Genomic DNA, 21,092 nt, shown 5'->3' with positions numbered 1-21,092 from the left:
GCTACAATGACCCCAGTTCATCGCTGCGCTCTTCATCCACGTGGACTTCGATACGCCTCCTGGTCTGCAAGTCGACGCCGGCAGCCCCGGCCCGCTCGTGCGCCTGTCCGGCCAATGGACGGCGCTGGCGCTCGCGCGCGATCGCGCACGCAGCGGCGCGTCGACGCGTCTTGCCGCGCTCGCGCACGCCACGGCGGCGCGCTGGGATCTGGCGAACATCGAGCGCATGGATCACGTCGGCGGTCAGGCCCTGTGGCGGGTCTGGGGGCGCAAGTTGCCCGAGCACGTCGCGCTGACCGAGACGCAGCGCGACATCTTCGCCCGTATCGCGCTGCTCGAGACGCAACGCGAGGAGCCTGAGCCCGTCGAGCGCATCGACCTGATCACGGCGCTCGGCTTGGCCATCTTCCGGTTCGCCGATCACGTGACGGGCGGCATCACGATGTTCGGACGCGTCGTGCTCGATGCGCTGAGGGTGTTGCGCCGCCCGGCCAGCGCGCCGTGGACGGAAATCTCGGCCAACGTCTACCAGTCGGGCACGAGGGCGCTGCCGATCACGGCGCTCGTCGCGTTCCTCATCGGCATCGTGCTGAGCTACCTGTCCGCGCAGCAGCTGCGTCTGTTCGGGGCGAACCAGTACATCGTCAACATTCTCGGCCTCTCTGTGATCCGCGAACTCGGTCCCGTGCTGGCGGCGATTCTCGTCGCGGGCCGCTCGGGTTCGGCGATCACGGCGCAGATCGGCGTCATGCGCGTGACCGAAGAGCTCGACGCGATGCGCGTGATGGGCATTTCGCACGGTCTGCGGCTCATCTTGCCGCGTGTCGTGGCGCTTGCGATCGCGATGCCGCTGCTCGTCATGTGGACCAACGTCATCGCGCTGATCGGCGGCGCGATTGCCGCACGGCTCGTGCTCGGCATCGATTTCGTCTTTTTCGTGCGCGCGCTGCCCAGCGTCGTGCCGATCGAGAATCTGTGGATCGGCTTGGGCAAAGGTGTCGCGTTCGGCATGCTGATCGCGATCGTCGGTTGCCACTTCGGCTTTCGCATCAAGCCGAACTCGCAAAGTCTCGGGGCTGGCACGACGTCGTCGGTGGTCACGGCGATCACGGTCGTGATCCTGGCCGATGCGATCTTCGCGATCGTGTTTCAGAATGTGGGGCTGCGATGATTGCGCCGCTATCCGCTGCCGTACGCGATCGGCCGCCGCCGACCATTGCCGAGCACGTGATCGAGGTGGTCGGCTTGACCAAACGTTACGGCCGCACCGTCATTCACGAGCATTTGGACTTCGATGTGCGGCGCGGCGAGATCGTGGCGGTCGTCGGCGGCTCGGGCTCCGGCAAGACGACGCTCGTGCGCCAGATTCTAGGGCTCGAGCGGCAGACATCGGGCACGATCCGCGTGTTCGGCCAGGATACGGCGAGCATCGACGCACACACGGCGCGGCTCATGCGCAGCCGCATGGGCATGCTGTTTCAGCAAGGCGCGCTGTTCTCGTCGCTGTCGGTGTTCGACAACATCGCGCAGCCGCTGCGCGAACTCGGACGCGTGCCGCGGGCGCTGTTGCGCGACATCGTGATGCTCAAGCTCGAGATGGTGGGGCTGCCGTGCAAGCACGCGTCGAAGATGCCGGCCGCGTTGTCGGGCGGCATGGTCAAGCGCGTGGGCATCGCCCGTGCGCTCGCGCTCGAGCCCGAGCTGCTGTTTCTCGACGAGCCCACCGCCGGGCTCGATCCGCAGTCGTCGGAGGAGTTCGTCGAGCTCATCGCGACGCTGCATCGTGCGCTCGGCTTGACAGTCGTGATGGTCACGCACGATCTCGACACGATGACGTCGCTGTCGACGCGCGTGGCGGTGATCGCCGACCGCAAGGTGCTCGTCGCGGCGAGCGTCGAGGAGGCCGCGGGCGTCGATCATCCGTTCATCCGCGAGTTTTTTCTCGGGCGGCGCGGCCGGCGCGCGTTGCAGGCCTTGCCGCCCGAGCGCCGCGCGAAATTGCCGCCGGCCGCGCTCGCCTCGGCATCGTCGGAGGTATCGCTATGACGCGCGTGCGGCGACACGAACCGGGCACGCGGCGGGCAGCCTAACGGGGAACGAGGACAGTTGCGCATGGAAAACAAGTCACATGCATTCATGGCGGGGCTCTTCGCGATCGGCTTGACGGTCGCGATCGGCGTTGCCGCGTTCTGGTTCAACTTCGATCACGTGGTGCGCGTGCCGTACGACCTCATCTCGCGCACGAACGTGACGGGCCTGTCGACCGATGCCGATGTGCGCTATCGCGGGCTCGAGGTCGGCAAGGTGGAGTCGATTCGCTTCGATCGCGAGCATCCGGGGCAGATCGTGATCCGCATCCTCGTCGACAAGGCGGCGCCGATCACGCGCTCGACGTACGGCAGCCTCGGCCTGCAGGGGGTGACCGGCATCGCGTTCGTGCAGCTCGACGACACCGGAAGCGATTTGACACCCGTGCCGTCGTCGGTGAAGCACGTCGCGCAGTTGCCGATGCGGCCTGGCCTGCTCGATCAGCTGCAAGAGCGCGGCGACGTACTGTTGCGCGAGCTGCAGAGCGTGGCGGGGCACGTCGACGAGATGCTCTCGGCCGACACGCGCAAGCAGCTGATCGCGACGGCCGCCAGCCTGCAGCACGCGGCCGACGCGGTGACCGTGCTGGCGCAGCAGGCGGGCCCGGCCGCTCAGCAGATGCCGGCAACATTGAGCGCACTGCAACGCACGCTCGCGTCGACGAACACGCTGGTGACGAATCTGAATGCGCCGGGCGGCCCGCTCGTGTCGAACCTCGACAAGATCGGTGCCGCGGCCGATCGGGCGGGCGCGGCTGTCGGGCAGATGGATTCGGCGTTGCAGGGCATGTCGGCACGTCTCGACTACGAAACGCTGCCGCGCATGAGCGCGCTCGCAGCCGACGTGGGCGGTGCGGCGCGCTCGGTCGATCGCGCGGCCGACGTGTTCAGCACGAGCCCGAAGAGCGTGCTGTTCGGGGTGGCTGGTGCGGCGCCGGGGCCGGGCGAGCCCGGCTTCAAGTGGCCGGGTGCCGACCATCCGGCGCGCTGAATGGGATCGCAAAGGAATGACGACTATGCAAGCTCGAGCTCGACTCGATCGTTTCGCGGGGCGGTTCATGCGCGTCGCGCTGGCCTGCACGCTCGGCGCCTGCGCCTTGCTCGCCGCGTGTTCGTTCGGCACGCCGGCGGCTGTCTCGAACGTTCGCTTCGATCTGGGGCCGGCCGCGGCCGTGCCTCCTTCCGCGGACAAGCTGCCGGTGACGATGCGCGTGTTCGAGGTACGCGCATCGCATGCGCTCGACAGCGATGCGATCCTCTATCGTCTCAGCTATGCGGACCCGCGGCGCACGGCGGCCTACGCGAACAGCCATTGGACGATGACACCCGCGCTGCTCCTCACGCAGCGCGTGCGCGCGGCACTGGCCGCGCAAGGGGCGGTGCTCGCAGGCGGGGAGGCTGTCGATGCGCCGCTGCTGACGGTCGATCTCGAACAGTTCGAACAGGTGTTCGACAGTGAAGGGCAGAGCATTGGCGCGCTCACCGCGCGTGTCACGCTTTCGCGCGCGGGAAAAGTGCTGGCGCAGCGCACGTTCGTCGCGCGTGCGCCGGCCGACCTCCCGAACGCGGCCGGCGGGGTGCATGCGCTGGCTGTGGCAAGCGATGAATTCGTCGCGCAGCTCGTCGCGTGGCTCGGCATGCAGACGTTCGCCAGCACGCCGTGACGGACGCATGCGTGGTATTGGAGTGATCGGTCTGTTCGATTCATCGAGCGTGCCGGTCTGTGCATCAGCGAACGTGTGCGGCGGTCGCTATAATCAGCCCGATCTTTTCTGCATACCGGCGGGCTCACCGCGCGACGACGCGACACATTGCACCGCGCCTCGCCCGCACCCTCCACATCCCGACATTCCGCGAGAACATGGATTCCTTCTACAAGTACCACGTCTTTTTCTGCACCAATCAGCGCGAGCCCGGCGCCGAACGCCCGAGCTGCGCCAACTGCAACGCGCAGACGATGCAGGAACACGCCAAGAAGCGCGTGAAGCAACTGGACCTGTCGGGCCCCGGCAAGGTGCGCATCAACAAGGCCGGGTGCCTCGATCGCTGCGAGCAAGGACCGACCGTCGTCGTGTATCCGGAAGGGACTTGGTACACGTACGTCGACGAGACCGACATCGACGAGATCGTCGATTCCCATTTGGCGAACGGTAAGGTCGTCGAGCGATTGCTGATCGATCGTTGAACGAACGGCGGTATCGCGATGAATGCTCAGACGAAGAAGTTCCTGATCGACGGTCCGGTCGGGAGGATCGAGGTCGCGCTCGACGTGCCCGATAGCGTGCGCGACGAGACGGCCCCGGCGCGCGGTCTCGCGCTCGTGGCCCATCCGCACCCGCTGTTCGGCGGCTCGATGGACAACAAAGTTGCGCAGACGCTCGCGCGCACGCTCGTGCAGCTCGGTTACACGACGTACCGCTCGAATTTTCGTGGCGTGGGCGGGACCGAGGGGGAGCACGACAACGGCATCGGCGAGCGCGACGATCTGCTCGCCGTGATCGCTCACATGCGTGCACAGCCGGGGCAACGTGAGCTGCCGCTCGTGCTCGCGGGCTTTTCGTTCGGCACCTATGTGCTGTCGCACGTGGCCGCCACGCTGCGCGAGGCGGGCGAATCCATCGAGCGCCTGGTGTTCGTCGGCACGGCTGCGAGCCGTTGGGAAGTGGCGCCCGTGCCCGAGAACACGCTCGTCATTCACGGCGAAATCGACGATACGGTGCCGCTGACGTCCGTGCTCGACTGGGCTCGGCCGCAGGAACTGCCGGTCATCGTGATTCCGGGTGCGGAACATTTCCTGCACCGAAAGTTGCACGTGCTCAAGCGCATCGTCGTCGACGCATGGCGTTGAGCGCTCACGACCGGCGCGCGTTGCATTCACGCATACAGGTCCGTCTAAAATGAAAATTCGCGGCGACGCGCCGCGTATAATGGGCGCAATTTTTTTGCGCGCCGCCACGCGTCGACGCGACTTTCCGCCTGCCCTGTCCGCCGGGGCGGATGTCGAGCGGGAGTCGATCGCCGTTACGGTGTTCGCGTGAACCGAAACGCGTCGCCGCCAGTCCAACGGGCGCCGCACCGACCGCATCGATTGCTGTTTCGCGGTGCTGACGGCGCGTCGCCTGTCCCTCGCTGGCGCTCCCCTGTCGCGCGCATCGCGCGCAATGCTCTATCTGCACGAATCGATCTATGCGTTCTACCTTCCCCGGCATCCCGTCGTTTGCCTCGTCCCTTATTTCCGAACCAATCGGCCGCACCGTACCGGTCGGCCTGCTAGCCGCGGCAGCGGTCGCGGCCGCCGTCGCCTACGCGCCGGCTGCTTCGGCGCAGGTGCCGCCGCCGGCCGTCAACGCGCACTCGTGGGTGCTCGTCGATGCCACGGCCAATCAGGTGCTCGCATCGGGTAACGCCGACGAGCGCGTCGAACCGGCCTCGCTGACCAAGCTGATGACGGCGTACCTCGTCTTCGAAGCGCTGCAGACGAAAAAGATCTCGATGGACCAGATGGTCACGCCGAGCCTGGCCGTGCGCCGTGTTCGCAACGACGAATCGCGCATGTTCATCGAAGCCGAGAAGCCCGTCACGGTGCACGACCTCGTGTACGGCATGATCATCCAATCGGGCAACGATGCCGCGATCGCGCTGGCCGAACTCGTCGGCGGCAGCGAGGCGCACTTCGTCGACATGATGAACACCGAGGCGCAGCGTCTCGGCATGAAGGGTACGCATTATGCCGACGTGAACGGCATGCCCGATCCGCAGCACTACACGACGGCGGGCGATCTCGCGACGCTGTCGGCGCACTTGATCCGCGACTTCCCCGAGTACTACAACATCTTTTCGGTCAAGGAATTCACGTACAACAAGATCAAGCAGCCGAACCGCAACCGTCTGCTGTGGCTCGATTCGTCCGTCGACGGCCTGAAGACGGGCCACACGCAAGCGGCCGGCTACTGCCTGATCGCGTCGGCCAAGCGCTCGGTGCCGGGCACGGCCGATGCGTCGCGTCGTCTGGTCAGCGTGATGATGGGCGAGCAGAAAGAGCACGATCGCGTCGAGGACAGCATGAAGATGCTGAACTACGGCTATAGCGCCTACGACACGGTGCGCCTGTTCAAGGCCAATCAGCCCGTGCAGGCGTCGCGCGTGTACAAGGGCAAGGCCGATACGGTGTCCGTCGGCGTCAAGACCGATCAATACGTGACGGTGCCGCGCGGCATGGGCGACAAGGTCAAGCCGCAAATCACCTTGAACGCGCCGCTGATCGCGCCGATCGCGAACGGCCAGCCGGTGGGTACGGTGCAGATCGTGGCTGACGGCAAGGCGCTTGCGCAATTCCCGATCGTCGCGCTTCAAGAGGTGCCGCAGGCCGGCATCGGCGGCCGCGTCTGGGATTCGCTGATGCTGATGTTCGGCAAGAAGAAGTGACTGCTATGACGGAGAAGGCTATGGGCCCATCGGACGAATCGTTGATCGAGTTTCCGTGCGACTTTCCGATCAAGGTCATGGGCAAGTCGCACCCTGACTTTACCGACACGATCGTCGCGGTCGTGCGTCAGTTCGACCCCACTTTCGACGCCGAGCGCGTCGAGGTACGGGCCTCGAGCGGCGGCAACTATGTCGGGGTGACCGTGACGGTGCACGCGGTGAACCGTGCCCAACTCGACGACATCTATCGCGCGCTGACCGGCCATCCGATGGTGTCGGTCGTTCTCTAAGGACGACCAAGCATCGCGGCAGCGGGCGTTTCGTCCGCTGCCGTCCGCTTGCGCGGGAGAGCGCGCTCACCTGCGCTCAAGCGCCGGCATAACGGGCGCGAAACGCCTCCACCTCTTCCCAGAGCCAATCGCGGAACGCTTGCACGCGCGGGCTTGCCAATAGCGGCGGCGGACACACGAAGTAATAGCTCCACGGGCTGGGTCCGTCGATCGCGAACAGCCGCACGAGTCCGCCCGTTTCAATCGCCTCCATCGCAATCGAGCGGCGCACGAGCGCGACGCCCTGACCGTCGATCGCGGCCTGCAACAAATTCGACGAATCCTGATAGAGCACGCCACGTCGCGGTTCCACGACGTCGGGCACGCCTGCCGCGTCGAACCATGTGCGCCAGAGCCCGTCGTCCGAGCGCAGCAGGTTCAGGTGCGCGAGCTCGGCCGGGGTGCGCGGCAGCTGTCCGCCGTTCAGGTTCGGCGAGCACACGGGGAAGTAGACCTCTTCGAGCAGCAGCTCGCTGTGCAGATCGGCGTACCGGCCGGAACCGAAGCGGATCGCCACGTCCACGTCGTCGCGTGCGAAATCGGCTAGGGCGTTGGTCGAGACGAGCTCGAGATCGATCTCGGGATGGCGTTCGATGAAGCGGCCGATGCGCGGCGTGATCCAACGCGCCGACAGCGCCGACACCGACGACACGACCAGCCGCCGCTCGCGATGGCCCAAGCGCACTTCGCGGGTGGCGTCGGCCAGCACCATCAACGCCGCACGCACGTCCTTCGCGTAGCGTCTGCCCGCATCGGTGAGCCGCACGCGCTTGCCGTCGCGCGCGAACAGGGCGACCCCGAGTTCGCGCTCGAGCGCGCGCATCTGGTGGCTCACGGCGCCGTGCGTGACGAACAGCTCGTCTCCGGCTCGCGAAAAGCTCTCGTGACGGGCCGCGGCCTCGAAGGTCTTCAACGCATTGAGCGCCGGCAGTTGTCTCAGATCCATATTAGTGAATTTATCTCACATAGGCGTGAGAATTGATCGTTTTACGCTGATCCTTGCGGTGATTACGATTCTAGCCATCGATAGATACTTTGGTGGAGCCGATCATGCGAGAAATTTCCTCAAGCATCACGTTCGAAGTCGAACCTAACGAAACCGTGCCGATGATGATTGCGCACAGCACGCGCTTGCGCGTCAGCGGCGCTTGCGTGTGGGTCACGCGCAGCAACGACATCGAGGACTACCTGCTGGCCGATGGCGAGTCGCTGGTCCTGCGGCGCGGCGAGCGGCTGTGGCTCAGCGTTTGCAGCTCAAAGCCGGCCCAGGTCGCGTTTAGTGCTCCTTTGGCTCGCAGTGCTGTCGCGCGCGACTGGTTTGCGACGCAGATCGAGCGTCTCGCCGCGCAGTGGCGCGGAGGGTGGCGCACAGTATGAGCATGGAGGCCGGGCGCGGCGCGGTACGGCTCGCTCGGCCGCGAAAGCGCGTGGCTTATATGCCGTGAGGTGTTTTGCCGCGCGTGACCCGCTCGGGCGCGGTGCGCCCGATTCCGGTAAACTGCCGCGATCATGTGTGCTGAGCCGGTTTCCGAATCCGTTTCCTCGCCGCCCGTCCCGTCGGTCGTTGCGCAAGCCAGCACCCCGCCTCACGCGAGCGCGCCGGCCCCCCAGTGCCCGCCGCTGAACGTGATCTGGCGCGGTGTGCAGTCGTACGAAGAAAGCTTCGCCGCCATGCGCGCGTTCACCGATGCACGCACGAGCGAGACGCCTGATGAGCTGTGGCTCGTCGAACACCCCCCCGTTTTCACGCTGGGCCAGGCTGGCGATCCCGCCCATCTGCTGGCGGCCGATCCGTCCATTCCGCTCGTCAAGGTCGACCGCGGCGGGCAGATCACCTATCACGGCCCGGGCCAGATCGTCGGCTACCTGCTGCTCGACTTGCGCCGCCGCCGCCTGATGGTGCGCGAGCTCGTCACGCTGATCGAGGACGCCGTGATCGATACCCTCGCGGCGTATAATCTCGCGAGCGTGCGTCGGGCCGGCGCGCCCGGCATCTATGTGGGGCCAGGGCCGCATGCCGGCCTGCACGAGGGCGCGAAGATCGCGGCGCTGGGCCTCAGAATCCGCAACGGATGCAGCTATCACGGCGTCAGCCTGAACGTGAACATGGACCTGCGGCCGTTTCTCGCGATCAACCCGTGCGGCTATGCCGGGCTCGAAACGGTCGATATGGCGACGCTCGGCGTCGCTTGCGGCTGGGACGACGTGGCCCGTACGCTGGCGGCGCGCCTTGCCGCCAACCTCGACGACGCCTTCGCGCATCGCACATCGACTGGATCTACCGAATGACTGACGTTACCGCCCAACCGAACGACGCCTCCACCGCGCCGGCTTACGACGCCACCGCCAAGCAAAAGGCGCAAGCCAAGACGGCGCGTATTCCGATCAAGATCGTGCCGATCGAGAAGCTCAAGAAGCCCGAGTGGATTCGCGTGAAGGCGGCCACGGGCAGTTCGCGTTTCTCCGAGATCAAGCAGATCCTGCGCGAGCACAACCTGCACACGGTGTGCGAAGAGGCGAGCTGCCCCAACATCGGCGAATGTTTCGGCAAGGGCACGGCGACGTTCATGATCATGGGCGACAAGTGCACGCGGCGCTGTCCGTTCTGCGACGTGGGCCACGGCCGCCCCGATCCGCTCGATGTCGACGAGCCGCTGAACCTCGCCCGGACGATTGCCGCGCTCAAGCTCAAGTACGTCGTGATCACGAGTGTCGATCGCGACGACCTGCGCGACGGCGGCGCGAATCACTTCGTCGAGTGCATCCGCAACGTGCGCGAGCTCTCGCCCGAGACTCGCATCGAAATCCTCACGCCGGACTTCCGCGGTCGTCTCGATCGCGCGCTGTCGATCCTGAACGCCGCGCCGCCCGACGTGATGAACCACAATCTCGAGACGGTGCCGCGCCTGTACAAGGAAGCGCGCCCCGGCTCCGACTACGCGCATTCGCTGAAGCTGTTGAAGGATTTCAAGGCGCTGCACCCGGACGTGGCGACGAAGTCGGGCCTGATGGTGGGCCTGGGCGAGACGGAAGAGGAAATCCTGCAGGTCATGCGCGATCTGCGTGCGCATGACGTCGACATGCTGACGATCGGCCAGTATCTGCAGCCGTCCGATCACCACCTGCCGGTGCGTGCCTACGTCCACCCCGACACGTTCAAGATGTACGAAGAGGAAGCCTACAAGATGGGCTTCACGCATGCGGCGGTCGGCGCGATGGTGCGTTCGAGCTATCACGCCGACTTGCAGGCGCACGGCGCGGGCGTCGTCTGAGGCGGGCGGCGTTTGCCGCCGCTGCTCGATCCGCAGTCCGACCGTTTAGCGCCAGTGCCTCGTCGCTGAAGCCAAGCCATTGGGCGGCCCAGCCGGACATCCGGTTGCGCCGCCCAAGTCGTTTCTATGGCGCTCGAGTCCTCAGGCATGCTGATCGGATCCGTGCCGTGTTCCGGATCCTCGGACGCATCTGCTGGCCAGATTCCGGGAGCCTGGAATCGCATCGTTCGTTATCCGAAATTTTTCTTTAAGAATCAACGCAAAAGAAGTTTCGTTGCGTTGGCATCGACCTTGCAAGCGATGGGCCTGCGGCCGCGATGGCCAGCTCGCTCGACCTATCAAAGCAAGGAGACACCCGATGCGCCCCCCGAAGAAACCCTTCTACCGAATTCTCTACGTGCAGGTGATCGCGGCGATCGTCGCCGGCGTCGTGCTCGGCCACTACGCAAGCGCGCTCGCCATCGACATGAAGCCACTCGGCGACGCGTTCATCAAGCTCGTGAAGATGGTGATCGGACCGATCATCTTCTGTACCGTCGTCTCCGGCATCGCCGGCATGCAGGACATGAAGAAGGTGGGCCGCGTCGGTGGCAAGGCGCTGCTGTACTTCGAGGTGGTATCGACGTTCGCGCTCGTGCTCGGCCTCATCGCCACGCACGTACTCAAGCCTGGTGCAGGTTTCAACGTCGACGTAGCGACGCTCGACGGCAAGTCCGTCGCGGCCTATGCCGCGAAGGCGCACGGCCAGAGCACCGTCGATTTCCTGATGCATATCATCCCGAACACGATCGTCGATGCGTTCGGCCAGGGTGAGATTTTGCAGATCCTGCTGGTCGCGTTGCTGTTCGGCAGCGTGCTCGCGACGATCGGCGAGCGCGGCAAGCCCGTCACGGATTTCGTCGAAAGCATCTCGCACGTGCTGTTCGGCATCGTGCGCATCGTCACGAAGCTGGCACCGATCGGCGCGTTCGGCGCGATGGCCTTCACGATCGGCAAGTACGGCGTGAGTTCGCTGTTGCCTTTGATGAAGCTGATCGGCACGTTCTATCTGACCTCGATCGTGTTCGTGCTCGTCGTGCTCGGCACGGTCGCGCGCGCGGTGGGCTTCAGCATCGTGCGTTTCGTCGCCTACATCAAGGAAGAGATGCTGATCGTGCTCGGCACGAGCTCGTCCGAAGCCGCGCTGCCGCAGCTGATGGCCAAGCTCGAGAAGCTCGGCTGCTCGCGCTCGGTCGTGGGGCTCGTCGTGCCGACCGGCTACTCGTTCAATCTCGACGGCACGAACATCTACATGACGATGGCCGTGCTGTTCATTGCGCAAGCGACCAACACCGACCTCACGCTGACGCAGCAACTGACGCTGATCGCGGTGGCGATGCTCACGTCCAAGGGCGCGAGCGGCGTGACGGGCGCGGGCTTCATCACGCTGGCGGCCACGTTGGCCGTCGTGCCGACCATTCCCCTTTCGGGCATGGTGCTGATCCTCGGTATCGACCGCTTCATGAGCGAATGCCGCGCGCTGACGAACATCGTCGGCAACGGCGTGGCGACGGTGGTCGTCTCCGCCTGGGAAAAGGAACTCGATCGCACCAAGCTGGCCAGCATGCTCGGCCGTAACGTGAAGGTCACCGAGACGGCCGGCGTTTGAGCCCACTCGGCCCGGCGGAGACGGGCGCGGGCTATGCCACAATAGCCGCCTGTCATCGCCCGGAATCCGCCACTGTGACGCGCCGCCTCATCGTCGTCCTCGCGCTCGCCGCCACGCTCGCGGCGGCTTGCGCGCTGACCTGGCGCATCGCCTGGCAGCACGGCATCGGCACGCTGCGCCAGCAAGCCGCCGTGCGTGCCGATCGCACCGCGAGCGCGCTCAAGAGCACGCTCGATCGCTACGAGTCGCTGTCCTATCTGCTGGCCACGCACCCGTTCGTCACCGATGCGCTCGAGCACCCGGCGCCCGAGTCGCTCGCGCGCGCGAACCGCTATCTCGAAGATGCGAACCGCCACACGCACGCGACCGTCACGTATGTGATTCGCGCGGACGGGCTCTGCATCGCTGCCAGCAACTGGGATCGTGGCGACAGCTTCGTCGGCTCGGCCTATCGCTTCCGTCCGTATTTCATGGACGCGATGAAAGGCGAGGTCGGACGCTTCTTCGGCATCGGTACCGTGTCCCACGTGCCCGGCTATTTCATCTCCGAGCCCGTTTATCGCGACGGCAAGATCATCGGCGCCGCTGTCGTGAAGCTCAATCTCGAGTGGTTTCCTGGCATCGATGCGAGCGAGCCGCTACTCGTGGCGGACGAGCATGGCGTGGTGTTTCTCTCGTCGGTGCCGCAGTGGAAGTACCGGACAGTGCGACCGCTGTCGCAAGCGGTGGCGACCTCGATCGACGAGACATGGCAGTACGCACGCCAGCCGATTACGCTGCTGCCGATGACGACCTTGCGCTCGCTGGGCGCCGATGCGCAGATCGTGCGTCTTGGCGACGGCCGGCTCGGGCCGTATTACCTGGCGATGCGGCGTTCGCTCAGCGTGCCGGCCTGGCAGCAGATCACGATGGCGCCGATCACGTCCGTGTTCGAAGACGCGCGTAATGCCACGGCTGCGGTTGGTTTCGGCTTTGTCTCCGTCTGCCTGCTGGTGTTCTACTGGCGCACGCGACGCGCACGGTTACGTGAAATGATCAGAGGACGGGAGCTGCTGCAGCGCGCTTATGCGGAGCTCAATCTGCGCGTCGAAGAGCGCACGGCCGACTTGTCCGAGGCCAATGCGCGGCTGCAGACCGAAGTGAGCGAGCGCACGCGTGCCGAGAGCGAGTTGCGCGCGGCGCATGACGAGCTCGTTCAGACGAGCAAGCTCGCGGCGTTGGGGCAGATGGCCGCGGGCATCACGCACGAGCTCAATCAGCCGCTGGCGGCCCTGCGCGCGTTTTCGGACAATACGCGCGTGTTGCTCGAGCGCGGTGATCAATCCTCTGCCCGCGAGAATCTCGAAGCGATTGCGGCATTGACCGAGCGCATGGGCAAGATCACGAATCAGCTCAAGCTGTTCGTCGGCCGCGCTCAGCCGCGCAACGCGCGTGCGGGTGTACCGCGCGCGTTGCGCAACGTGCTGAACGTGCTCCAAAAGCGCCTGCAAACGGTCGCGGTCGAGGTGTCGCTACTCGATGCCGACGCCGGCGTTGGCGCGGTTCGCGTGCCACTCGATCTGAGCGCCGATCTTCCCGGGCTGACGGTCTATTGCGATGACTTGCGCCTCGAGCAGGTCCTCATCAACCTGATCGGCAACGCGCTCGATGCAGTCGCGATGGTGCCCGAGCCGCGCATCGCGATCGATGTGGAGGTGGCCGATGCTTCGCTCGTCGTGACCGTGCACGACAACGGTCTCGGCATCTCCGCCGAGGCGTTGCCGCGGCTTTTCGAGCCGTTCTTCACGACGAAGGAGATGGGGCAGGGGCTCGGCCTTGGCCTCGCGATCGCGTCTTCGATCACGCGCGATTGCGGTGGCTCCCTGAGCGCGCGCAATGGCCCGCAAGGCGGCGCGGCGTTCGTGCTGACGCTGCGGCGCGTGCGTGTACCGGCGATGCAGCTCGGCACGCCGTCGGCCTAGGTCCCGCGTGCCCATCCATACTCGACTTGACGACGCGCCATGACGGCGACTGCAACGATGGCAGAGACAGACAACGCGGAAGTGATTTTCATCGAAGACGACGAGCTCGTGCGACGTGCTAGCGTGCAGAGTCTGCAGCTCGCGGGCTTTCATGTGGCCGGCTACGCTTCGGTCGAAGCGGCGCGCGCGGTGCTGGTGGGCGAGGGCGCGGGCGGCGACGCCTTTGCCGGCGTCATCGTCAGCGACATCCGGCTGCCCGGCGCGAGCGGTCTCGATTTGCTGGCCGAGTGTCGCGAGCGGGCCCCCGAGACGCCCGTGATTCTCGTGACCGGGCACGGCGATATTTCGATGGCCGTCCAGGCGATGCGCGACGGCGCTTACGACTTCGTCGAAAAACCGTTCGCGGCCGAGCGGCTGATCGAAACGGTGCGCCGCGCGCTCGAACGGCGGCGCCTCGAGCGCGAGAACGTCGCGCTGCGGCGAGAACTCGCGCAACGCGATGCACTCGTGCCCGGCATCATCGGCCGCAGCATGGCGATGGATGAGGTACGGCGTCTCATCGTGAACGTCGCGCCGACCGACGCGCCGGTGCTCATCAACGGCGACACGGGCGCCGGCAAGGAGCTCATCGCGCGCAGCCTGCACGAGTTGTCGCCGCGTCGCGCGAAGCCGTTCGTCGCCGTCAATTGCGGTGCGCTGCCCGAGTCGATGTTCGAGTCCGAGATGTTCGGCTACGAGCCCGGCGCGTTTACGGGCGCGGCGAAACGTCGCATCGGCAAGCTCGAGCATGCATCGGGCGGCACGCTGTTTCTCGACGAGATCGAAAGCATGCCGCCTGCGTTGCAGGTCAAGCTGCTGCGGGTGCTGCAGGACGGTGTGCTCGAGCGGCTCGGTTCGAACCAGCCGATTCACGTCGACTGCCGCCTGGTCGCCGCCGCGAAGGGCGATATGTCCGAGCATGTGGCGGCGGGCACGTTCCGGCGCGACCTGCTCTACCGGCTCAATGTCGTGACGATTGCGTTGCCGCCGCTTGCCGAACGCCGCGAGGACATCGTGCCGCTGTTCGAGCACTTCGTCCTCGATGCGGCCGTGCGCTACGGCCGGCCCGCGCCGATGCCGACCGAGCGTCAGCGCGTAGCGCTGATGGAGCGCGACTGGCCTGGCAACGTGCGCGAGCTGCGCAACGCGGCCGACCGTTTCGTGCTCGGCATTGCCGATGCCGGCGGCGCGGCCGGCGCCAATGCGACCGCGGGCGAGGCCGGGGCGCGGTCGCTGAAAGAGCGCGTCGAGCAATTCGAGCGGGCGGCGATCGCGCAGGCGCTAGAGGCGGCTGGTGGGGCAGTGGCGACGGCGGCTGACCGGCTCCAGATCGGCAAGGCGACGCTTTACGAGAAGATCAAACGATACGGCCTCGCCGAACGTGGCGAGGCCGGTAAAGAAGTGGGGTAGTGCGCGGAGCCGGCGTTATGCGCCGAGCGCCTTTTGCAGCAGCTGGTCGAGCTCGGCGAACTGCGGCTCGCCGACATAGCGCTTGAGGATGGTGCCGTTCTTGTCGACGACGATTGTCGTCGGCGTCAGCTGGACGTTGCCGAATTGCTTGGCGGCGCTGCCGTCGTCGAGCGCGACCTTGAACGGCAGCTGGCGCGTTTGCGCGTAGTTGGTCACATACATCGGCGCGTCGTAGTTCATCGCGACGGCGACGAACTCGAGCCCGTGGCTCTTGAAGCGGTTGTACGTGTCGACCATCTGCGGCATTTCCTTCATGCAGGTCTCGCAGCTCGTCGCCCAGAAGTTGACGAGGTAGACTTTGCCCTTGAGCTCCGAGGTCGACACCTTTTGCCCCGACAGCAACGTGAACGTGGCATCGGGCACATGCTGCGCGCTGCCGAACGTGAAGTAGCCGGCGACGGCGATGGCAACCGCAGCGACGGCGATCGCCACATAACGCAGCGGGCTCGCTCGGCGGGCGGGGGAGGTAGAAGTCTGGCTCATGGGGCGGATCTCGCAGGCTCATTGGCGCAAAGAGGGCGCCGCCATTTTACCGTCAATCGCCGAAGCAAGCAGGCGATCGTCGTGCGCTCGCTGACGGATAATCGCGCATTAGCCGCCACGCGGCCCGGCTGCAGCAAGGTTGTATATCGGCGCGGCTTCGGGCCCTATTTTGTTCAACTATCTCATTATGTTCGGAATCGCTTTTCGCCGACGCTCCTCGCCGGTCTCGCTGCGCGGGGTCGGCCGCTTCGCGCGTGTCGTTTCGCTTGCGGCGGCGCTTGCTGCTTGTTCGCCGGCTTACAACTGGCGCACGGTCACCAATGCGGCCGATGGCTACTCGATCGATCTGCCGGCCAAGCCGACCGTCGACGAGCGGCCCGTCGACATCGCAGGCAGGCCGATGACGATGAAGGTGCAGGCGGCACACGCGCAAGGCGCGGTATTCGCTGTCGGCGTGATCGTGCTGCCGGGCGACGATGCGCAGTTGCGCCGCACGGTGGCCGATTACGTGCGCACGAGCCTCGCGCGCAATCTCGGCGTGGCAGCCGAGGGACGCGCCGTGCAGGTGCCGCTGGCTGCCGGCGGAAATGTCGAGGGTGTGGCGCTGGAGCTCAGCGGGGCAGCCGGTGCGGGCCACGAGCACAAGACGCTGCGAGCCTGGATCGTCGCGCGCGGCAATCACGTCTACGAGGCGACCCTCGTTGCCGGAGAGCAGCCTGCCCAGGAGCAGGTCGACCAATTTTTTCAGTCTTTCAAACTTTTTTAAGGGGCGATGGAGCAGCTGAAAACGGGCCTATGACCCCGTTTTGTACTGAAGGTTCCATCGCAACAAATCGAGCTAATCCCCGGATTTCTTGTAGGTTTTTAGTCTATCCACAGCTGCTGTGGATAACTTTGTTGAAAAGTGGCCGTCGTTTCCTCCAGAGGCCCGCGCGACGGGCATTTCGTTACGTTGCCGCGAAACTTGGCAAGGGAAAAAATCGTTAAAAATCAATGGGCTGAAAGTCGATGCTACGGCAGTGCCTTTAAACACCTGTCCAATGGCATAGATCTCGTCAGTGTGCATAAGTCAAGTCTTGACAGGTGTTTTCGTCTTAGGGTTACGTAAAAACCCTTCTGTACTGAATCGCTTCGGCCACATGGGCGGCATCGGGCACGTCGGGGCCGGCAAGGTCGGCGATCGTCCGGGCTACCTTGAGCACGCGGTAGTAAGCACGCGCCGACCAGCCGAAGCGGTCGCTCGCTTCGCGTAGCAGCAGCTCAGCTTCCGGTCCTAGCGGACACATGTCGTCGATTTCGCGGCCGGTCAGTTCCCTATTCATCTTCCGCTGACGCACGAGTTGGCGCTCGCGTGCCCTCGCGACGCGCAACGCGATCGCCGCACTGGGCTCGGCGGGCTCCGACGCGCGTGCCGATAGCTCCGCTGGCGTGAGCGCCGGCAACTCGATCTGGATATCGATGCGATCGAGTAGCGGCCCCGACAGCTTGCGCAGGTAACGCGCCGCGACTTCGGGCGTGCAGCGGCAGCGGCCGGCAGGATCGCCGCGCCAGCCGCACGGGCACGGGTTCATCGCGGCCACGAGTTGGCAGGCGGCCGGGAAGTCCGCTTGCAGTGCCGCGCGCGAGATGGTGATGCGGCCCGCCTCGAGCGGCTCGCGCAAGGTTTCGAGCACGTGGCGGTCGAATTCGGGCAGTTCGTCGAGAAACAGCACGCCCAGATGCGCAAGCGTGATTTCGCCGGGTTGTGGTGGATTGCGGCCTCCCACGAGCGCGGCCGCGCTCGACGAGTGGTGCGGCGCACGAAACGGGCGCCGCCGCCACTGACCGGGCGAAAAGCCGACCCGGCTGGCCGACAGCAGGGCCGCCGAAGTCAGCGCATCTTCGTCGCTCATCGGCGGCAGCAGGCCCGGCAGGCGCGCGGCCAACATGGACTTGCCTGCGCCGGGCGGGCCCACCATCAGCATGTGATGTCCGCCAGCGGCGGCCACTTCGAGCGCTCGCCGTGCGCCACGCTGGCCGATGACGTCCGCCATGTCGGGATGCTCGGCCGGGACGACCTGCTCGAGGCTCGGTGCGGTAATGGGCCGCAGCCGACATTCGGGCGTACCGGCCAGGTGCGCGCATAGGGACGGCAGATCGGCGGCGCCATAGACGCACACACCCGGCACGAGTGCGGCTTCGCCGGCACTTGCGAGCGGCAGATACAACTCCGGTGTGCGAGTTCGCATGAGTTCAGTGGTCGACTCTCGCACCTCGGCGCTCGCATCGCGCTTGAACTCGGTGTCGTCGGCCGAGTCAGCCGCTCTGGCCGGCACGCGCAAACGGCCACGGGCCATGCCGCAAGCCATCGCGAATGCGCCGCGCATGGGCCGCAGCGCACCCGTCAGCGAGAGTTCGCCGGCAAATTCGCGCTCGCCGAGCGAGGCAGCCGGAAGCTGTCCACTCGCGGCGAGGATGCCGAGCGCAATGGGCAAATCGAAGCGCCCCGATTCCTTCGGCAGATCGGCGGGGGCGAGGTTGACGGTGATGCGGCGGACGGGAAAGTCGAAACCGCAGTTCTGGAGGGCGGCGCGCACGCGTTCGCGGCTTTCGCGGACTTCGAGATCGGGCAGTCCGACGATCGAAAACGACGGCAGCCCGTTGGCGAGGTGGACTTCGACTGTGACTTCGGGCGCGCGGCCAGCAGCCGGCGCGCGCGAGCGCACCACGGCAAGCGACATGTGTTCTCCTGAGCGGGGCGGCGCTCGATGCGCTGCCGATTTCTGCTTCGGTAGGGACGGCTCGCTTGCCGGGTGGCGGATTAGCTGGCTTATCCAGGCGGCACTCAGGCAGCGCTCACGGCTCCTGCGATTGCGCGAGCTTCTGCTCGAGTTCGGCCACGCGTCGCTCGAGCTCCTCCAGGCGCGTGCGCGTGCGCATCAGCACCTGCGTCTGCGTGTCGAACTCTTCGCGCGTGACGAGATCGAGTTTCGAAAAACCTTGAGAGAGCATCGCCTTGACGTTGCGCTCGACATCCTTCGCGGGCGAGTGCTTGAGCAGGTCGCTCATGCGCGCCTGAAAGTCCTGAAAGAGATCGTTTGGTTGCTTCATGGTGGTTCCCTGGCGCTGCACAAAAAATGTGCAGCCGTTCGTATGAGTAGCGTCTATAACGCACCGATGAGCGAACTTGGTGCGCCCGCTGGACGGGGCGCGGGCATCCGAACGCCATTGGTGCGTGCCGGCATGAGCCGGGCGTGCGAACACTCTAGCAACGATCGAGGTGCCACGCCAGCGCGGCAGGCTCATGTCGACCGTTCGGACAAGGCGCAGGCACGGCCCGGCCATGGCATCGGACCCGCTTGAAACGGACTGATGGCACGCTAGTTGCTAGTTCCAACCGCACGCGTCGGCGGCGACCACGGGGGCGTCGGCGGACCGGCACATGGCGCGGTGAATCACCCGCGCCCGGCGCATGGCAACAAGGTATTCGCAACGAACAAGAGGATTTTCATGAAGCTCATTACCGCAATCATCAAGCCGTTCAAGCTCGATGAGGCGCGCGAAGCCTTGTCGGCGATCGGCGTCTCGGGGATCACCGTGACGGAAGTGAAAGGGTTCGGACGTCAGAAGGGGCATACCGAGCTGTACCGGGGCGCCGAGTACGTCGTCGACTTCCTGCCGAAGGTGAAGATCGAGGCCGCCGTGTCGGACGACATCGTCGAACAGGCGATCGAAGCGATCGAGCGGGCTGCGCGCACGGGCAAGATCGGCGACGGCAAGATCTTCGTCACGCCGATCGAACAAGTGATTCGGATCCGCACTGGGGAGACGGGCGCGGAAGCGCTGTAACGCCGTAACGCCGTAACGCTGTAAATCGAATAGATAGCGACAAGAGGAAACCGAACATGCGCAAAATCTTGATGTCCCTGGCGATGGCCGCCTCGCTGCTGGCGGGCGGTATCGGCGCCGCCCTCGCGGACGACGCGTCCGCGCCCGCCGCGGCCTCCGCTCCCGCCGCCGCCTCGGCCCAGGCATCGGCGACAGCGCCCGCTTCTGCGCCCGAAGCTTCTGCCGCGGCAGCTGCTTCCGCCGCCGCTGCGCCCGCCGCGCCGACCGCCCCGTATTCGGTCGACTCATCGAAGATCAATGCCGGCGACACAGCCTGGATGCTGACCTCGACGGCGCTCGTGCTGTTCATGACGATCCCGGGCCTCGCGCTGTTCTACGGCGGCATGGTGCGCAAGAAGAACGTGCTGGCCACCGTGATGCAGAGCTTCGCGATCACCTGCGTCGTGACGGTGCTGTGGACCGTCATCGGCTACAGCCTCGCATTCACGCCCGGCAACAGCTTCATCGGCGGCTTCTCGCGCGTGCTGCTGGCCGGCATGAACTACATCAAGGGCGACAAGGCGACGACACTGACCGTCAGCCATCTCGCGCCGACGATCCCGGAGACCGTCTATTTCGTCTATCAGATGACGTTCGCGATCATTACGCCGGCCCTGATCACGGGCGCATTCGCCGACCGCATGAAGTTCTCGGCGATGCTCGTCTTCATGACGCTGTGGTCGATCATCGTCTACGCGCCGATCGCGCACATGGTGTGGGAGCCGACGGGTTGGCTCAGCAGCGCCGGCATTCTCGACTTCGCGGGCGGCACGGTCGTGCACATCAACGCCGGTGTCGCGGGTCTCGTGTGCTGTCTCGTGCTCGGCAAGCGCGTCGGTTATGGCCGCGAAGCGATGGCGCCGCACAATCTCGTGCTGACGCTGATGGGCGCGGCGATGCTGTGGGTGGGCTGGTTCGGCTTCAATGCAGGGTCGGCGGTGGCCGCGGACGGCCGTGCCGGCTTCGCGATGCTGACGACGCAAGTGGCAACCGCCTGCGCCGCGCTCGGCTGGATGTTCGTGGAATGGCTGACGAAGGGCAAGCCTTCGGCGCTCGGCATCGCGTCGGGAGCCGTGGCTGGCCTGGTGGCGATTACGCCGGCTTCGGGCTTCGTCGGTGTGGGCGGATCGCTCGCGATCGGCTTCATTGCCGGCGTCGTCTGCTTCTGGTCGGCGACCTGGCTCAAGACCAAGCTCGGCTACGACGACTCGCTCGACTGCTTCGGCGTGCACGGCGTGGGCGGCATCGTGGGCGCGCTGCTGACCGGTATCTTCGCGGTCAAGGACATCGGTGGCGCCGACGGCAGCCTGATCCTGCAAGCGAAGGGCGTCCTGACGACGCTCGTCTACAGCGGCGTGATCAGCTTCGTGCTGCTCAAGGCAATCGATCTCGTGATGGGCCTGCGCGTGCCCGAAGAAGCCGAACGCGAAGGTCTGGACGTCGTGCTGCACGGCGAGCACGTGGAATGAGGCGAGGCGGCCTGGCGCCGCTTCGCGACCTCTTTATCGAGT

The 21,092-nt window shown here is 65.7% G+C and carries 21 protein-coding genes; 17 read left to right on the top strand and 4 right to left on the bottom strand.

The features are described 5' to 3' along the window. Positions 1–40 precede the first annotated feature (40 nt). The 8 genes from D7S89_RS10855 to D7S89_RS10820 all read left to right on the top strand — a co-directional run bounded on the left by D7S89_RS10855 (position 41) and on the right by D7S89_RS10820 (position 6,802). On the top strand, positions 41–1,171 hold the full coding sequence (locus tag D7S89_RS10855) for an MlaE family ABC transporter permease (protein WP_121277659.1): 1,131 nt from the start codon (positions 41–43) through the stop codon (positions 1,169–1,171). Beyond that, positions 1,168–2,046 carry an ABC transporter ATP-binding protein gene (locus D7S89_RS10850; RefSeq protein WP_121277658.1) on the top strand — a complete coding sequence of 293 codons (879 nt, stop codon included), beginning with the start codon at positions 1,168–1,170 and terminating at the stop codon, positions 2,044–2,046. Before D7S89_RS10855 ends, D7S89_RS10850 begins: the two co-directional genes overlap by 4 nt. 66 nt (positions 2,047–2,112) lie before the next feature. Further along, positions 2,113–3,078, top strand: a complete 966-nt coding sequence (locus D7S89_RS10845) for an MlaD family protein (protein ID WP_121277657.1) — start codon at positions 2,113–2,115, stop codon at positions 3,076–3,078. 25 nt (positions 3,079–3,103) lie between these two features. Continuing rightward, entirely contained in the window at positions 3,104–3,751 is a 648-nt protein-coding gene (locus tag D7S89_RS10840) for an ABC-type transport auxiliary lipoprotein family protein (RefSeq protein WP_245982800.1), read from the top strand. A 197-nt stretch (positions 3,752–3,948) separates the two neighbouring features. Then, positions 3,949–4,272, top strand: coding sequence for a (2Fe-2S) ferredoxin domain-containing protein (locus D7S89_RS10835; RefSeq protein WP_121277655.1), 324 nt, complete (start codon positions 3,949–3,951; stop codon positions 4,270–4,272). Positions 4,273–4,290: 18 nt separating this feature from the next. Then, the gene (locus D7S89_RS10830; RefSeq protein ID WP_121277654.1) at positions 4,291–4,935 is read left to right on the top strand and encodes an alpha/beta hydrolase; all 645 of its coding nucleotides are present in this window, start codon (positions 4,291–4,293) and stop codon (positions 4,933–4,935) included. Positions 4,936–5,273: 338 nt separating this feature from the next. Beyond that, positions 5,274–6,512, top strand: a complete 1,239-nt coding sequence (locus D7S89_RS10825) for a D-alanyl-D-alanine carboxypeptidase family protein (RefSeq protein WP_121277653.1) — start codon at positions 5,274–5,276, stop codon at positions 6,510–6,512. A gap of 5 nt (positions 6,513–6,517) precedes the next feature. Then, the gene (locus D7S89_RS10820) at positions 6,518–6,802 is read left to right on the top strand and encodes a DUF493 family protein (RefSeq protein WP_121277652.1); all 285 of its coding nucleotides are present in this window, start codon (positions 6,518–6,520) and stop codon (positions 6,800–6,802) included. Positions 6,803–6,878: 76 nt separating this feature from the next. Here D7S89_RS10820 and D7S89_RS10815 read toward each other — a convergent pair whose 3' ends face one another. Beyond that, positions 6,879–7,787, bottom strand: a complete 909-nt coding sequence (locus D7S89_RS10815) for a transcriptional regulator GcvA (protein ID WP_121277651.1) — start codon at positions 7,785–7,787, stop codon at positions 6,879–6,881. Between the two features lie 104 nt (positions 7,788–7,891). Here D7S89_RS10815 and D7S89_RS10810 point away from each other — a divergent pair, with 104 nt between their 5' ends. From D7S89_RS10810 to D7S89_RS10785, 6 genes are all read left to right on the top strand, one after another. Further along, entirely contained in the window at positions 7,892–8,218 is a 327-nt protein-coding gene (locus D7S89_RS10810; RefSeq protein WP_121277926.1) for a DUF2917 domain-containing protein, read from the top strand. A gap of 132 nt (positions 8,219–8,350) precedes the next feature. Beyond that, positions 8,351–9,130 (top strand): lipoyl(octanoyl) transferase LipB, encoded by a 780-nt coding sequence (lipB, locus tag D7S89_RS10805; protein WP_121277650.1) that lies wholly within the window; start codon positions 8,351–8,353, stop codon positions 9,128–9,130. Beyond that, positions 9,127–10,113, top strand: a complete 987-nt coding sequence (gene lipA / locus D7S89_RS10800; RefSeq protein WP_121277649.1) for a lipoyl synthase — start codon at positions 9,127–9,129, stop codon at positions 10,111–10,113. The genes lipB and lipA overlap by 4 nt, the downstream gene beginning before the upstream one ends. A 358-nt stretch (positions 10,114–10,471) precedes the next feature. Beyond that, on the top strand, positions 10,472–11,761 hold the full coding sequence (locus D7S89_RS10795) for a dicarboxylate/amino acid:cation symporter (protein ID WP_121277648.1): 1,290 nt from the start codon (positions 10,472–10,474) through the stop codon (positions 11,759–11,761). Continuing rightward, on the top strand, positions 11,758–13,722 hold the full coding sequence (locus D7S89_RS10790) for a sensor histidine kinase (RefSeq protein ID WP_121277647.1): 1,965 nt from the start codon (positions 11,758–11,760) through the stop codon (positions 13,720–13,722). The genes D7S89_RS10795 and D7S89_RS10790 overlap by 4 nt, the downstream gene beginning before the upstream one ends. A 39-nt stretch (positions 13,723–13,761) precedes the next feature. Then, positions 13,762–15,171 (top strand): sigma-54-dependent transcriptional regulator, encoded by a 1,410-nt coding sequence (locus tag D7S89_RS10785; protein WP_183085150.1) that lies wholly within the window; start codon positions 13,762–13,764, stop codon positions 15,169–15,171. Positions 15,172–15,186: 15 nt separating this feature from the next. On the opposite strand, the gene D7S89_RS10780 is transcribed toward D7S89_RS10785, so the two are convergent. Further along, a complete protein-coding gene (locus D7S89_RS10780) occupies positions 15,187–15,714 on the bottom strand; it encodes a peroxiredoxin family protein (RefSeq protein ID WP_121277646.1) in 528 nt (175 codons plus the stop codon). Positions 15,715–15,901: 187 nt separating this feature from the next. Here D7S89_RS10780 and D7S89_RS10775 point away from each other — a divergent pair, with 187 nt between their 5' ends. Then, positions 15,902–16,480, top strand: a complete 579-nt coding sequence (locus D7S89_RS10775; RefSeq protein ID WP_245982797.1) for a hypothetical protein — start codon at positions 15,902–15,904, stop codon at positions 16,478–16,480. A 334-nt stretch (positions 16,481–16,814) separates the two neighbouring features. On the opposite strand, the gene D7S89_RS10770 is transcribed toward D7S89_RS10775, so the two are convergent. Together D7S89_RS10770 and D7S89_RS10765 are read right to left on the bottom strand one after the other, a co-directional pair. Next, positions 16,815–18,434, bottom strand: a complete 1,620-nt coding sequence (locus tag D7S89_RS10770; protein ID WP_121277645.1) for a YifB family Mg chelatase-like AAA ATPase — start codon at positions 18,432–18,434, stop codon at positions 16,815–16,817. Between the two features lie 115 nt (positions 18,435–18,549). Next, positions 18,550–18,804 carry an accessory factor UbiK family protein gene (locus D7S89_RS10765; protein WP_121277644.1) on the bottom strand — a complete coding sequence of 85 codons (255 nt, stop codon included), beginning with the start codon at positions 18,802–18,804 and terminating at the stop codon, positions 18,550–18,552. A gap of 399 nt (positions 18,805–19,203) precedes the next feature. On the opposite strand from D7S89_RS10765, the gene D7S89_RS10760 reads away from it, so the two are divergent. Together D7S89_RS10760 and D7S89_RS10755 are read left to right on the top strand one after the other, a co-directional pair. Next, positions 19,204–19,542, top strand: a complete 339-nt coding sequence (locus D7S89_RS10760) for a P-II family nitrogen regulator (protein WP_115532609.1) — start codon at positions 19,204–19,206, stop codon at positions 19,540–19,542. 56 nt (positions 19,543–19,598) lie between these two features. Beyond that, positions 19,599–21,050, top strand: a complete 1,452-nt coding sequence (locus D7S89_RS10755) for an ammonium transporter (protein ID WP_121277643.1) — start codon at positions 19,599–19,601, stop codon at positions 21,048–21,050. Positions 21,051–21,092: the final 42 nt, after the last annotated feature.

This window comes from Trinickia fusca (assembly GCF_003628145.1).
Lineage (GTDB): Bacteria > Pseudomonadota > Gammaproteobacteria > Burkholderiales > Burkholderiaceae > Trinickia > Trinickia fusca.
Note: the sequence above shows the minus strand (reverse complement) of the source record. Positions and strands in the feature narration are given on the sequence as shown.

Coding starts and splice junctions, on each gene's coding strand:
- D7S89_RS10850 (WP_121277658.1), top strand. CDS start 1,168: ATGATTGCGCCGCTATCCGCTGCCGTACGCGATCGGCCGCCGCCGACC.
- D7S89_RS10845 (WP_121277657.1), top strand. CDS start 2,113: ATGGAAAACAAGTCACATGCATTCATGGCGGGGCTCTTCGCGATCGGC.
- D7S89_RS10840 (WP_245982800.1), top strand. CDS start 3,104: ATGCAAGCTCGAGCTCGACTCGATCGTTTCGCGGGGCGGTTCATGCGC.
- D7S89_RS10835 (WP_121277655.1), top strand. CDS start 3,949: ATGGATTCCTTCTACAAGTACCACGTCTTTTTCTGCACCAATCAGCGC.
- D7S89_RS10830 (WP_121277654.1), top strand. CDS start 4,291: ATGAATGCTCAGACGAAGAAGTTCCTGATCGACGGTCCGGTCGGGAGG.
- D7S89_RS10825 (WP_121277653.1), top strand. CDS start 5,274: ATGCGTTCTACCTTCCCCGGCATCCCGTCGTTTGCCTCGTCCCTTATT.
- D7S89_RS10820 (WP_121277652.1), top strand. CDS start 6,518: ATGACGGAGAAGGCTATGGGCCCATCGGACGAATCGTTGATCGAGTTT.
- D7S89_RS10815 (WP_121277651.1), bottom strand. CDS start 7,787: ATGGATCTGAGACAACTGCCGGCGCTCAATGCGTTGAAGACCTTCGAG.
- D7S89_RS10810 (WP_121277926.1), top strand. CDS start 7,892: ATGCGAGAAATTTCCTCAAGCATCACGTTCGAAGTCGAACCTAACGAA.
- lipB (WP_121277650.1), top strand. CDS start 8,351: ATGTGTGCTGAGCCGGTTTCCGAATCCGTTTCCTCGCCGCCCGTCCCG.
- lipA (WP_121277649.1), top strand. CDS start 9,127: ATGACTGACGTTACCGCCCAACCGAACGACGCCTCCACCGCGCCGGCT.
- D7S89_RS10795 (WP_121277648.1), top strand. CDS start 10,472: ATGCGCCCCCCGAAGAAACCCTTCTACCGAATTCTCTACGTGCAGGTG.
- D7S89_RS10785 (WP_183085150.1), top strand. CDS start 13,762: ATGACGGCGACTGCAACGATGGCAGAGACAGACAACGCGGAAGTGATT.
- D7S89_RS10780 (WP_121277646.1), bottom strand. CDS start 15,714: ATGAGCCAGACTTCTACCTCCCCCGCCCGCCGAGCGAGCCCGCTGCGT.
- D7S89_RS10775 (WP_245982797.1), top strand. CDS start 15,902: ATGTTCGGAATCGCTTTTCGCCGACGCTCCTCGCCGGTCTCGCTGCGC.
- D7S89_RS10770 (WP_121277645.1), bottom strand. CDS start 18,434: ATGTCGCTTGCCGTGGTGCGCTCGCGCGCGCCGGCTGCTGGCCGCGCG.
- D7S89_RS10765 (WP_121277644.1), bottom strand. CDS start 18,804: ATGAAGCAACCAAACGATCTCTTTCAGGACTTTCAGGCGCGCATGAGC.
- D7S89_RS10760 (WP_115532609.1), top strand. CDS start 19,204: ATGAAGCTCATTACCGCAATCATCAAGCCGTTCAAGCTCGATGAGGCG.
- D7S89_RS10755 (WP_121277643.1), top strand. CDS start 19,599: ATGCGCAAAATCTTGATGTCCCTGGCGATGGCCGCCTCGCTGCTGGCG.